Genomic DNA, 13,765 nt, shown 5'->3' with positions numbered 1-13,765 from the left:
TTTGTGGGTATTATATTTTATGGGTATGTTAAAATTATTTAAAAGATAAAAGATAAAAGATAAAAGATAAAAGATAAAAGATAAAAGATAAAAGATAAAAGATAAAAGATAAAAGATAAAAGATAAAAGATAAAAGATAAAAGATAAAAGATAAAAGATAAAAGATAAAAGATAAAAGATAAAAGATAAAAGATAAAAGATAAAAGATAAAAGATAAAAGATAAAAGATAAAAGATAAAAGATAAAAGATAAAAATTTAGAGTAGTTTTTGTTTTGAAGTTAATAAATTGAGTTTAGAGTTAAATTTAGCTTGGTACTGAATGTATTTGATATGTCTTGTTATTTATTTTGCTTTATTATTTATCATATTACTTAAGAAACTTAATACATTAGTGTAATCTTGACTAAAATCCCTAAATATGTTATTATACAGGTTAGTCAAATGATTTAGTGGTATGGAAAATTTAGCAAATTCTTAATATCAATTGAAGAATTTTCTAGCAAAGAAGGTGAGATTTATATGGCTGGTAAGAAAGTATTAGCAACAAATAAAAGAGCAAGACATGAATATTTTATAGAAGAAACTTATGAATGTGGAATTGAATTAAAAGGAACAGAAGTAAAATCAATAAGACAAGGTAAAGTTAACCTAAGTGATGGATATGCATCTGTAGATAATAGTGAAGTATTTTTGAAACAAGTTCATATAAGTCCATATGAGCAAGGAAATATATTCAATGTTGATTCTTTAAGAGTTAGAAAATTATTGCTTCATAAGCATGAGATAAGAAAACTTATTGGAGCAACTACTATAAAGGGGTATTCACTTATACCACTTAGTTTATATCTAAAAAATGGTAAAGTTAAAGTAGAAATTGCTTTAGCAAAAGGTAAGAAGTTATATGATAAGCGTCAAGATATGGCTAAGAAAGATGCACAAAGACGTATAGAACGAGAAATGACAGGCAAATATTAAATTAGATAAAAGTGTATTTTTTAGAATAAAATTCTTTATTATCTAGAACATAACATTGATTTTTATTCTTAAAAGTATTATATTATATATACATTAAAAATTTAATAAAAATGGTGATAAAGTTTGCGAAAAGTCTACTGGACTATAAACTACTCAAGGGGGCGTAAAGGTTTCGACGTGGGTTTGGAACTTGAGGCTGCATGTCGTGTTACTCTGGGTCACGTAAAAACTGGGGAACTTTAAAATAAACGCAGACGATAATTTCGCGATAGCAGCCTAGTTGCTGCTCGTCCCTCTTAGTCCTCCTGCCGACTAAGACTGGACGTCATTATGCAGGGAACTATTTTAAGGGTGTCTCGACTTAAAGTAGATTAATTGGGACTGGCTAAGCATAGAGCCTGCCACTTGGCGTTATGTGAGGCGAGATATTAGTGAAGTTGGCTAAGCATGTAGATGCAACGAGGAAAAGACTTACGGACAGGGGTTCGACTCCCCTCGTCTCCACCAATTTTAAAAAAAGAATGATGAAATACTTGGAAATACTAGTCTCTATTGACTAGTATTTTTTGTTTTGGTGATAAAATCCACCAACCGTACCCCAACCACAGAAAATGAGGTTTTTTTGTGGATATATTTGAAGGAATTATATTAGGATCATATAGTTTTCAATACTGAATATCACAATATATTATTTCTAATAATGCTCTATGAGAAAATGTATTAATGGATTAAAATTGTACTTAAAGCTATAGAGATAAATATGATCAAAAGTAAAAAAATACAATTCTACTAATAGTATGAGATGTAGTATAAACAATATATACAAGAGATTTTGTATTATTTTAATTAAACTCTATAAAAAATAGAGTTGTTTTTTTATTTGAATTCTAATACAATAATAAGTAGAGATATAAAATTCACTCTACTTATCAACCTAAAATCAGTAATTGCAAGATATATATATGATTTGTGCATGTGAAATGTGTACTCTACAAAATATTGGTATAGGAGAGGACTATAAAATATGGAAGCAAAATTAATTAATAAGAATTTACATATATTTATAAAATATAATGAAGAGACATGGCAACCTGGAAAATTAACTATGCCAGAACATTTAAAGGTATGTTTAGAAAAAGGACAGGTGGCTTGGGGACATTTTACAAAAACAAAGCCATCTAGGAATAAAAAAGGATTATGGGATCAAAGAGTAAAGTATTTGGATGAACAATTAGAAAATAATGAAACTACACTTGTGTTTTTTTATTGTAGAAAATCAACTGAGTTATATGTTGCTGACTTAGTAAGTTATTATGATAGAGAAGAACCTGACAAAAATGAAGAATTAAAAGAATTGATTCCAAAATATTATCACGATAGAATTGGGGCTATAAATGAGAAAAAAGATATAGGAACTATGAGGAGTTATGCATTTGTAAGAGTTACAAATTTAAGAAAAATAGAATTTGAGGACACTAAATATATATATAATTTTAAGGGAGAAAATGAGGCGTTAGGGATTGAAAATGTATTAGAATCTAAAGGAATGGCTTCATTACTGTATGTTAATTTAGAACAAGAATTTTATGATATATTGGCTAATGATATTCAAAATATAGTGAGAACATCAATAGTTAAAGAAGAAATTTCATTTAAAGAAGGGGTTTTACTAGAGAAGACAGAGACACCAAAACCTAAGTTGCTAGAAGAAAAAGAATCAGATTTACAAAAGAGTAGCATTATAGAAAAAAGAAAGAGAAAAGGTAGAAAGTATTCAATAGAGAAAGACATAAAGAATAAAGGATTAGGATATGCAGGAGAAAGATTAGTTTTAAAGCTAGAAAAAGAGCGAGTTAAAAAAGAAATTGGTAAAGACTATGTAGAAAAAATAGAACATACATCAGAAATAGATGATGAAAAGGGATATGACATATTATCTTTTGAGAAATTAAATGATGGAACAATAGTAGAAAAGTATATTGAAGTAAAAACTACTGAAGGAGGAGTGTCATCTCAATTTTTTATATCAGCAGGAGAAGTGAAATTTTCAAAAGAGAATAAAGAACAATATTATTTATATAGAGTTTATAACTATGATAGAAAGACTGGAGATGGAAAGTATTTTGTTCAAAAAGGAAGCATAGAAGAATATTTTACATTAGTTCCTAAGAATTTTGCAGTCTGTTTTGAAAGTAAAAAATAAATTTATGGAGAAAACAATGATAACTAAAGAAACTTTAAATAGGATATATAGCTTTAGAGAGAGTAGAGATTGGAGTAAATTTCATACACCAAAAGACTTGTCAGTAGCCATTAGTATAGAATCAGCTGAATTATTACAATATTTCTTATGGAATAATAAAAATAGCGATGATATAAAATCGGATTCTAAAATATTAGAAGGAATACATGAAGAGATAGCTGATATTCTTATATATTTAATATATTTAACAAAAGAATTAGATTTAGATATGGATACAATTTTATGTGATAAAGTAGAAAAAAATAGTGCTAAGTATCCAGTTAGTAAGTGCAAAGGCTCTTGTAAAAAATATACAGAATTATAGTTTATTTTTTTATGAAGTTTTATTAGGAACATAAAATATTATATAGTTGATATTAAAAGAAAAAAATTACACGATATCTATTTCTATAGTAATATGCAAACAAATATAAATAGAGACTTAGATAAAAAATATAATACATTAGTTATTAATATAAGGAGATAAATAGCTATTGAATAAAATAACTGATTGGAGGGTATTATAATTGAAAAAAGTATTTTTATCATATAGTTGGAAAAATGAAGAAATAGCAGATACAATAGAATGTTTATGTGAAAAAGAAGGAATAGAAATAATCAGAGATAAGAGAGATTTAAAATATAGGCAAAGTATAAAGGAATTTATGAGACAAATATCAAGTTCAGACTATGCAATAATGTTAATAAGTGAGCAATATTTAAAATCTGAAAATTGTATGTATGAGGTATTAGAGTTTATAAAAAGTAATGATTTTAAAAATAGAATAATACCTTTAATACATAAAAATACTAATATATTTAAACCTATAGATAGAATTGATTATATAAAGTATTGGGAAGATGAGTATAGTAAATTAAAAGAAAAAGCAGAGTGTATTTCAAGAGAAGTTAGCATTGAAATATCTGATGAAATAAAAAAAGTAAAGAATATAAAAAATTCTATATCAGAGTTTATAAATGTAATTTCTGATATGAATGTCATTATTTATGAAAAAGATATAAGTAATGATGAATTTAAGAAAGTTAAGAAGATTATTAATGAAGAAGAATTTTATTATTTATTGAATATACCAAGAACAATTCTTAATCCTTTTAAAACTATGTTATGGATTAAAGATGACAAACGAGGTTATGTAGATAGATTAAGTGAAGCATGTAAGTATACTGAGGATGAAGTGCATGTATTTTTAAAAAATAAATTTAATTTAAAGAAATTCACAGCTGTACCAATAAATGATGTTTTATTGAAATTTAGACAAGATGTAATACCATTTTCAGGAGATTTTTATAAAGATATAAGAAATAATGAAGATAAGTTAATAGGAAATAAAAGTCTATATTTAAATGAAGAAGAAATTAGTGATTTAATATAATTTGATAAAATTTATAAATAGAATTTTAATTATGAATATTATTTCTGTAAATTGTCTTTATCAATTTTGAAAAATAAATGATTATATACTTGGAAATGCTAGTTTTTATTGACTAGTATTTTTATTGTAGTAATTGAATTACAAAATTAGATACTAATCATAGAAAAAAAGACTTTTTGATGGCGTATAGAGATATATTTAAGGTATATGATTATGTTTTCCAATCCTATGTGTTCATTAAGATAATAGATAGTAATAAATGTGATCAATAGAATAGATATAATAACATACTTTAGTATTATATTATAATATTAGAAAATGAAAAATATAATCTATCTTTGAAGCTAGCGATGGATATTGTTAAAGTATTTGATACTATAGTAGAAAATTTGTTTGAATTTAATGAATAAGAATAGTGAATATAAAATTAATTAATAAATAATAGATAAAAATTTAAAATTTAGATGCGATGAGGAGGTATAGTTTTATGGAAGCCAATAAGACATTGTTACAATCACTATATAAAAAAATCATATTAGAATTTTCCAAACAGACAGGTAAAAGCTTGGAAGAAAGTATGGATTATTTATATACTTCTGAAACATATAAACTTATAAGTGAGGGTGTATCAGATATGCACTGTAAGAGTCATATGTATTTGGCTCAGGAATTGATGCTAGAAAATGGATTAATGTACCAGATAGGTTATCCAAGATAAATAGTTAAAAAACTAGATACAAAATAAGGATACAAGATAATATGAAATTAATTTGTATCCTTATTTTGATTTTTTAATTAACTATATGAAATCATAGTATTTTTATGTATTTGATTTTTAAAATGAAAATATTTTATCCAACTTTTCTACAGCTTCAACCTTCTTATCTTCCATAACTTGAGTATATATATTCAAAGTTATTGATATATCATAATGACCCATTAAAACTTGTACAGTTTTAGGAGGGACATCATTCTCAAAAAGTCTAGTTGCATAAGTTTTCCTAAGACCATGAAACTTTATAGGCTCTATATCCAAGCTATTTAATATAGACTTTAAATTCCTTAAAGGTCTTTTATCATCTATAGGGATACCTAATTCATTGCAAAATACATAATTATCATTTCTATACAATTCTCCAGCATTTAATATATCCGCATTTTGATTTACTTTATGCTCTTTCAGTTTATTTAAAACATCTTTTGGAATAGGTACAGTTCTGTAAGAATTTGATGTCTTTGGCTCTTGTTCTAATACTTTAAGCTCTCTATTTCCAGTTTTATCTATAAAATATGTTCTTTGAAGAGTTCTTTTAACTGTTAAATTAGACTTTTTAAAATCAATATCAAACCATTTAAGTCCTAATAATTCTCCTAATCTAAGTCCAGTACCAAGAGCAAGTAAAAATAATACCTCTAATTTATGACCTTCTATAGCTTTTATAAAACTCTTTTGTTGTTCAAGAGTCAATATTTCAAGCTTATTTTCCTTTTTCTCAACTGGTATATTTACCATAGTACAATAATTACGTTGTATAAGACCTTGTTTTTCAGCTTCTGATAAGCAGGTTTTCAGTTTAGTGTTTATTTGTCTTATAGTAGGTATACTTTTATTAGAATCAAGCAATCTATTGTAATATTTTTGTATGTGAGATACTCTTAAGTCTTTTAATTTAACATTGCCTAAATCAGTATCTTTAATATAATTACGATAGATGCTTTCATATCTTTCAAATGACTTTGGTTTTAAATCTTTTATTCTATATTCAAACAACCAATTGTAAAACCAATGCTCTAAAGTTATTTTATCATCTGAAATATCAGAACTTAAATAATATTGTTTTTTATAAGCATCAAGTTTATCTTTAACTTCCTTTTGAGTTTTACCATAAAATTCTTTTCTTATTGGTTTTCCATCTTCATTATAACCAATCATTATACGAGAACGCCAACCATCTTTATATTTTCCGATAGAGCCTTCTCCATTAGCTCTTTTAGTTGCCATTTTTAAACAGCTCCTTATATGATTTATAGTTATATCCATCAAAGAATGTAATACATTTCTCTAATAAGAATTTTATAACTTCATCAGCTTCTAGTGTTTCATAGAAGTTTAGCATCAATGTGTTGTATTCTTGTTTATGTTTAGCTGGTATTGATAGAACTCCTATATCATTACTTATAAGTATTAGGTTTGAAGTAAGTCTAGCAGTTCTTTTGTTGCCATCATAGAAGAATTGACAATAGGACAACCATAAATTTATTATTATAGCCTTTTCTAAGGGGTTAGTTATTTTATTTATGATACTTATGTCACTTACAAATAAATCATTTAATAGAGTGGCTTCTATGCACTCATATTGAGTAGTACCAGCTATACCTATGTTACCGTTTCTAAAATCTCCAACGATTAGAGCTTCATCTTTTGCAACTATTTTATGTATAGAGCAAATTGTATTTTTATTTAAAGATAAATTTTCTTTGTTACTTAATTTTATTACATAATCCCATGATGATTTTATATTTAGTATTTGATTTTGGTCACTTAATTTATGTCCACCTACTGTTATACCATCAAGTAATGTTTGTACTTCTGGGAATGTAAATGGGTTATTTTCTAGGTTACCCATATCATATACAAATTCACTTATCATTCTTCTAATGTATGTTAAAGTATATTTTTTATCTCCATGAGGTAGATTAGTAGGGAATTTATGTGTGTATTTTGGTATATATGATTTATTCATGATTTTAGCTCCTTTCATATCTAATTTTTATTTATTAACTATGAATGTATAAAAGTTAATAGGTAAACTCATATTTTGAAAATGTGCAATATTAATATTCTTCATCCTCATCTTCAATAAGACCATTAGAGTTTTCTTGTATAAAATTTTCAACAAGACCATTTATCACCCAATTTAGATTTTTGGAGAAGTCTTTGAAGTCAGAGAAGCTTAAGCTAATTGGTTTTATTGTATCTGCATTATCTGCAATTTCAAACTTTGTCTTATAATCTGTTTTTACATCATAACCATAATTTTTTAATATATGAATTACTAAATCAAATTCTGACTTATCTATATAATAAGAAACTGGAGTATTATCTATGTTAATATCTTTATTTATAAAATCGATAAGAAAGTTATCTATAATATATCCAGTTTGGGGATTTCTATAGAGGATTGTTTGGTTATCTATTTTTATCTCCTCTAATGGAAATCCAAATAAGTCTTCAATCTTAGTATAAGTAGCAAGTGCTATTTTTTTTAATATTTCAATTCTAGGCATTTTTGTTCCATTCTCATAATTTATAATTTCATTCTCAGAACAATTTATTTTTTCTGAGAGCTCTTTGAGAGATATATTATTTATATTTCTAAATTTGCTTATATTATTTCCGATGAGTTTTGCTGAGTAATTATCAAATGTTTTTACAACTAAATCCAATTCTTTTAAATTAGTATAATTATTTGTTGAAGTATCTAAATCACTTTCATCAATAATAAGCCTATTTATAGGAATTGATAATGCAGTAGATATTTTTTTTATCATATCTAAACTAGGCTTTCTTTGGCCTTGCTCATATTTAGCTACAGCATAAACTGAACAACCAATCTTATTAGCTAACTCATCCCTTGACATATTTATAGATTTTCTATATTGTTTAATCTTTTTTCCAATTGTATTATTTATCATAATTTCACCTCAAATACATTATAGCACTAAATGGGTCTATTGATACACTTAAATATATTGACAATACACCGAATGGGTGTTAGAATATTTTATAGAAATGAGAATACACAAAATGGGTATGAAAGAAAGGAGGAAATCAATGAAACTCAAATTAAAAAGAATTGAAAAAGGTATAAAGCAATATGAATTAGCTGAAAAAGTTGGCATCTCAAGATATTATTTATCTTCTTTAGAAAGAGGTAAATCAAAAAATCCAAGTAATATGTTGATGTTAAAATTGGCTCAAGAACTAGATACAAGTGTAGAAGAATTATTTTTTGATAAGGAGGAATGATGTATGGCAGATACAAATAATCTAGAAGTTCTTAAAACACTACAAGCTACATTGAATATACTTGTCAAACAAGAACAAGAAGCACAAGAAAGGGCAAAAGGGTACAAGGAGATACAGACATATAGAAGAGATAAAGCTCAACTTATCACATGTAAAGAAGCTTCTAAAATTTATCCCATAGGGGAATCAAAATTTAGACAGTTATGTCATTCTAAAAATAAAGGATTTCCTTGTATATGGATAGATAATAGAGTGTATATAATAAAAAATAAACTAGATGATTGGTTTATTGAAAATGCAAATGGCATAAAATTATAGGTTTAAGTGGGTGATAGTACTTGAGTAATCTAGGTTGGATAAAGCTTCATAGAAAGATAAAAGAAAGCCCACTATATAAAGATTGTAATTCCAAACAAAGAGATATACTCATAAACCTATTACTGTCAGTTAATCATAAGCCTAATAAATGGGTTTATGGAGGTAAAGAATATGAAGTTAAATCCGGACAGTTAATAACATCTTTGGAAAGTATAGCAAATATGTGTTCAAAAGATGTAAGTATTCAGAATGTAAGAACTGCTTTAAAGAAATTTGAAAGATATGGATTTCTAACAAATGAATCAACAAACAAAAATAGGCTTATAACTATTGAAAACTGGGAGTTATATCAATCTAATGAAGAAAATCAACAGACTAATCAACATGCAATTAACAAGCAACTAACAACTAACAAGAATGTAAATAATGAAAAAAGTAAAATATACAGTGAAATTATAGAAAAATTCAATATTACTTGTACAGAACTATCAAAAGTAAAGAAACTTACAGAAGCTAGAAAAAAAGTAATTAATGCTAGGATAAAAGAATATGATAAAGAGACTGTATTAGAAATTATTCATATAGTTAGTAAAACTAGCTTTTTAAATGGAAGCAATGAAAAAGGTTGGAAGGCAAATTTTGATTGGATAATGAGCCCAAATAATTTTATTAAGATATTAGAAGGCAATTATCAAGATAAATCAATTAATGTCAAAGTAGATGCAGAGGTATATAGTCCAGATGATTCACAATTAAAGTGGTAGGGAGTTTATATTATGGATAATATGAGTAATTTAGTTAAGAACACAGAAGCAGAACAATCTATATTAGGTAGTATTTTACTAGATTCGAGGAAAATAGAAGAGATTGAGATATTAATAAGTGAAGATATGTTTTATCATCAAGAACACAAACATATATTCAATTCAGTGAAAGATATACATAAAAGGGATGAGCCTATAGATATAATAACTCTTACAGAAGATTTAAAGAAAAAGGGGTTTATAGATTATGTTGGAGGTATAAGTTATTTGACAAAACTATCAACAATAGTTCCAACTATAGGTAATGTATCTCATTATATTGAGATAGTTATTGAAAAATATAAAAATAGAAATATAATTGATAAATTTAATAAATTCAAATTAGGTGAAATAGATGATAATACACTTATATATCAATTAGAAAAATACATTAATGAAGTAAATCAGAAATTGGTTAAGAAGGATTCTAGTATAACAGCTATATCAGAGAGAGCCTTTGAATACATAAATGATGAAATTGAAGAAGGTATTAATATAGGAATAAAATTTTTAGATGAAACTATTGGAGGTCTATATAGTGGTGAATTAATTACAATAGCGGCCAAAAGTGGAAGAGGAAAAACAGCACTAGCCTTACAGATAATGAGAAATGTAGTATTTCAAGGTAAAAAAGTACTTTTTATAAGTGGTGAAATGAGTGATATACAAATTTTGTTTAGAAATATAGCTTCTTTAACTGGAATATCAGTTGTAAAAATGAAGAATAGAAATCTAAATGAAGAAGAAATAATTAAATACATAAATGCTTTAAGTACTTTAAATCAGGAGAATAATCTCTATATTAATGATTCAGTGAATACAATATCAGGAATTAAGAGGGAGATAAAAAGTATTAAACCAGATGTTGTTATAATTGATTATCTTCAGATTTTGGATTACGAAGGTAAAGAAGTTGGAGAAGCTAAATTTGCTGATTTATCAAGGCAAATAAAAAAGATTACTTTAGACTTTAATATTCCAATTATACAGTTGGCTCAATTGAATGATGAATTGAAGGATGAAAGACCAAAAGGTGATAGAGTAATGAGAAGTTCAAAACAAATATATATGGATTCTAATTCAGTTATATATATTCATAGACCTACAGAGAAAGAGGCTCTTGATTATTGTAAGACAATGGGAATAGAGGATATAAAAGAATTAAGACGTAGAGAAAAAGGTTTTGGAGCTAATTTAAGTGAGATTATAGTTGCTAAAAATAGAGATGGGGAATCAGGTTTTAGACCTTATTGGTATATAGGAAGTTTGTTTTCTTTTAGGGAATGTAAGAAGACAAAAGAGATATGAAAAGAAACATAATTTATTAGATGATATGTAAACTATTGTCTAAGGAGTGTTAGAAGAAAAGTATATAATTCTTAATTGTATGCAATAAAGATTTAAAATATATAGTATTTAGATTAAAAAATTTATTAGAAAAAGGTAGTTGCCATATAAATATAACAACTACCTTTATAAATTAGGTACTTAATGTACACTAACCTACACAAGTTAAGTATATATTAAGTACCAGATGAAAGTCAAGGAGGTACTAACATGTATGATGAAATTATAGAAATATATTTTGATTATTGGATAAATGAACATATGTATAGGAAAGTACTAGAAAAAGATGAGTATTATAATGATAGATGTAAAGAAATTAAGAAAGTTAACAAATTACTAGAAAAAAATTTATCAGAAGAAAAGAAAAGGGATGTATTGATAGAGTTAAATGATTTGTTTAATTCAGTTATAGAGATTGAAAGAGAACTTGGTTATAAGCTTGGTTTTAAGGCAGGAGCCAGATTTATGATTGAATTATTAAATAGTTAATTTGACATATTGTAAATAAAGAGTTTTTGAAGATGTGAGGAATTAAATGTGTAGTTATCAACGAAAAATAAGCTTTGAATAGTACATAAAATTATTGTTTTGAGTTTATGTGTATTAAGATTAAATTTTTATTTGTAATTAAAATAATTATCAACTATAATTTAAATAAGAGGGAAGCTGGAACCTTCCCTCCTAATTTAAAATTTTAGATTATACCAAAGATGACTATTTTTACAACAGTTAAAAATGTGCCAACTTGAAGGACGAGTTCAGTTAATTCTTTTAGGAATTTTTTGAACTCTCGGATTTTTTTATTAGAAAACATTATGTATTATCACCTCATTTCTTTATGTAAATTGTAGGTTGAATAAATAAAACCGTGTCACGCTTATATTATACATGGATATAAGGCGATTGGGATTATATAATAAAAATTTTATAAAAAAAATAATTATGTAATGTGTAGTATGAGAATAAGTAAAATTGTGTGATGAAATGTATATGTTAGAAAAGGTATTAAAATTGTACTTTGTAGAAAATTTTAATTGTTTAATATTATATAAATTAAATTATAGCATATTCTGAACTCTTATTTTATGGAGAAACAATTTTTTTATAATAAACTACCTATACAATAGACTGATGGTATTTTGTTTTTTGAAGTAAAATAGTGGAAAAAAATAAAGGCATTTAAAGATATATGTCTAATTTTATAAAATAAACATATATTACGAAATTTATATTAAATATTTGAGGAGATAAAATGATATTAAATAAGATAGAAATAATTGGAGATATAGCTCACTTTAAAATTCCTATGCATAGCAAGATACAAAGAACATATGAGATTCCACCAATATCAACAATCGTTGGAATTTTGAAAAATATATATGGTGAAGAAATCGATGATTTTACACTGGGATATGTTATATATCATAATGGTACATTTAAGGACTTACAAACGATATATAAAGAAATAAATCCAAATGTAAAGACATTAACAGATAGTGATAGATTTCAAACTGATGTATGTCCTATTGAATATCTAATTAATCCTAAACTCATCATATATACAGATATTAACAAAAATATAGAATTTAATGAACCGCTATGTTTAGGTAAGACAAATTGCTTAGCAAAGGTATTGTCCTTAAGTGAAATTAAAGTAAATCTAATAGATAAAGAAGCTGTTGGATACAATCAATATACAGATATTAATATTGGAGATGGAATGATAAAAAGAATAAATACATTAACAGAATATAATGAAAAGAAGGGTTATTATGATATATATTCATCAATGGTAAGAGAAAATAATGAGTTTGAATATAATAAATATTATGATGAAGATGAGAAACAGAATATTTTCTTATGGAATTGGAAAAAAGGGGGAGTAATTAAATGCATTTAGTAAGAAGATATTTGATACTCACAGTGGATAATGAAGTTGTATTAGATTACAATTACCAGTATGAGCTAATGAAAAGGATATATGAAGCTATTGAAAGTAATGATAGAAGAAAAGCACTAAGCCTTCACAATGAAGGTTATAAAATAGATAAAAAGGTATTTAAGCTATTTAATTATACAATGATGTTTGAAGATGCTAAATATTCAAAAGAAGGAATACATTTGAATTCTCGAACAAAAATTAGATTAATTTTAAGTGGATATGATGATATATTAAATAACATAATAAAAGGTTTTATTAAATGTAAAGTTTTTAAATTATATAATATAGAGTTTAAATTATCAAATATGGATGAAGATTCAAAAATAGGTTTTAACAGTATAACACTTTATAAAGTAAGGTCACCTATTGTAGCAAGCCTATATGACTTAAAAAGTAAAAAGCAAGTATATTTAAATCCAATGCAAGAAGAGTTTTATAAAGCATTGCATGATAATTTAATGAAAAAATATAAGCTTATATATGATAAAGAATATACTGGTGAAGTATACTTTGATATTGAGGATGTATTATCAGTAAAAAAGAAATATGTAACTAATATAAAAGGTAAAGGATTTGTAATTGGATATACAGACTTTGAAATATTTGTAGAAGCTGATAAGGATATGCAAAAAGTTATTTATTATTGTGGACTAGGGGAAAAAAATAGTATAGGAATGGGGTTATTAACTTATATAACTTCTAGGAGGGCTTAA

The 13,765-nt window shown here is 25.6% G+C and carries 15 protein-coding genes, 1 other RNA gene and 1 pseudogene; 14 read left to right on the top strand and 3 right to left on the bottom strand.

The annotated features are described in order from the left end of the window. Positions 1-520 precede the first annotated feature (520 nt). The 7 genes and pseudogenes from smpB to ACTG45_RS17105 all read left to right on the top strand — a co-directional run bounded on the left by smpB (position 521) and on the right by ACTG45_RS17105 (position 5,330). On the top strand, positions 521-976 hold the full coding sequence (smpB, locus tag ACTG45_RS17135; protein ID WP_021386105.1) for an SsrA-binding protein SmpB: 456 nt from the start codon (positions 521-523) through the stop codon (positions 974-976). Between the two features lie 157 nt (positions 977-1,133). After that, positions 1,134-1,483, top strand: a transfer-messenger RNA (tmRNA) gene (gene ssrA / locus ACTG45_RS17130). Between the two features lie 517 nt (positions 1,484-2,000). Further along, a complete protein-coding gene (locus tag ACTG45_RS17125; protein ID WP_021386072.1) occupies positions 2,001-3,179 on the top strand; it encodes a protein NO VEIN domain-containing protein in 1,179 nt (392 codons plus the stop codon). Positions 3,180-3,195: 16 nt separating this feature from the next. Then, the gene (locus ACTG45_RS17120) at positions 3,196-3,543 is read left to right on the top strand and encodes a nucleotide pyrophosphohydrolase (protein WP_021385990.1); all 348 of its coding nucleotides are present in this window, start codon (positions 3,196-3,198) and stop codon (positions 3,541-3,543) included. Between the two features lie 202 nt (positions 3,544-3,745). Beyond that, positions 3,746-4,612: a toll/interleukin-1 receptor domain-containing protein gene (locus ACTG45_RS17115; protein ID WP_021386092.1), complete on the top strand. Its 867-nt coding sequence runs from the start codon at positions 3,746-3,748 to the stop codon at positions 4,610-4,612. 302 nt (positions 4,613-4,914) lie between these two features. Then, positions 4,915-5,022: pseudogene (locus tag ACTG45_RS17110) on the top strand (transcriptional regulator); the annotation flags it as partial. Between the two features lie 77 nt (positions 5,023-5,099). Beyond that, positions 5,100-5,330 (top strand): hypothetical protein, encoded by a 231-nt coding sequence (locus tag ACTG45_RS17105; protein WP_021386053.1) that lies wholly within the window; start codon positions 5,100-5,102, stop codon positions 5,328-5,330. A 117-nt stretch (positions 5,331-5,447) separates the two neighbouring features. Here ACTG45_RS17105 and ACTG45_RS17100 read toward each other — a convergent pair whose 3' ends face one another. The 3 genes from ACTG45_RS17100 to ACTG45_RS17090 all read right to left on the bottom strand — a co-directional run bounded on the left by ACTG45_RS17100 (position 5,448) and on the right by ACTG45_RS17090 (position 8,308). Continuing rightward, complete coding sequence (locus ACTG45_RS17100; RefSeq protein WP_021386015.1) at positions 5,448-6,614, bottom strand: tyrosine-type recombinase/integrase; 1,167 nt, start codon at positions 6,612-6,614, stop codon at positions 5,448-5,450. Further along, positions 6,604-7,356: a Fic family protein gene (locus tag ACTG45_RS17095; protein WP_479919472.1), complete on the bottom strand. Its 753-nt coding sequence runs from the start codon at positions 7,354-7,356 to the stop codon at positions 6,604-6,606. The genes ACTG45_RS17100 and ACTG45_RS17095 overlap by 11 nt, the downstream gene beginning before the upstream one ends. Positions 7,357-7,447: 91 nt before the next feature. Beyond that, a complete protein-coding gene (locus ACTG45_RS17090; protein ID WP_021362988.1) occupies positions 7,448-8,308 on the bottom strand; it encodes a helix-turn-helix domain-containing protein in 861 nt (286 codons plus the stop codon). A 139-nt stretch (positions 8,309-8,447) separates the two neighbouring features. Here ACTG45_RS17090 and ACTG45_RS17085 point away from each other — a divergent pair, with 139 nt between their 5' ends. From ACTG45_RS17085 to cas6, 7 genes are all read left to right on the top strand, one after another. Beyond that, positions 8,448-8,642, top strand: coding sequence for a helix-turn-helix transcriptional regulator (locus tag ACTG45_RS17085; protein ID WP_021362987.1), 195 nt, complete (start codon positions 8,448-8,450; stop codon positions 8,640-8,642). A gap of 3 nt (positions 8,643-8,645) precedes the next feature. Continuing rightward, positions 8,646-8,960 (top strand): transposase, encoded by a 315-nt coding sequence (locus ACTG45_RS17080; RefSeq protein ID WP_021386028.1) that lies wholly within the window; start codon positions 8,646-8,648, stop codon positions 8,958-8,960. A gap of 20 nt (positions 8,961-8,980) precedes the next feature. Next, positions 8,981-9,724, top strand: a complete 744-nt coding sequence (locus tag ACTG45_RS17075) for a hypothetical protein (protein WP_021386102.1) — start codon at positions 8,981-8,983, stop codon at positions 9,722-9,724. A 12-nt stretch (positions 9,725-9,736) separates the two neighbouring features. Next, positions 9,737-11,071, top strand: a complete 1,335-nt coding sequence (locus ACTG45_RS17070) for a replicative DNA helicase (protein WP_021386017.1) — start codon at positions 9,737-9,739, stop codon at positions 11,069-11,071. Between the two features lie 249 nt (positions 11,072-11,320). Then, positions 11,321-11,599, top strand: a complete 279-nt coding sequence (locus ACTG45_RS17065; RefSeq protein ID WP_021385959.1) for a DUF6809 family protein — start codon at positions 11,321-11,323, stop codon at positions 11,597-11,599. 763 nt (positions 11,600-12,362) lie between these two features. Next, a complete protein-coding gene (gene cas5 / locus ACTG45_RS17060) occupies positions 12,363-13,010 on the top strand; it encodes a CRISPR-associated protein Cas5 (protein WP_021362982.1) in 648 nt (215 codons plus the stop codon). Next, complete coding sequence (gene cas6 / locus ACTG45_RS17055) at positions 13,001-13,765, top strand: CRISPR-associated endoribonuclease Cas6 (RefSeq protein WP_021386075.1); 765 nt, start codon at positions 13,001-13,003, stop codon at positions 13,763-13,765. The genes cas5 and cas6 overlap by 10 nt, the downstream gene beginning before the upstream one ends.

The organism is Clostridioides sp. LIBA-7602 (assembly GCF_056688945.1).
This window is presented reverse-complemented; position numbering and strand designations above follow the sequence as displayed.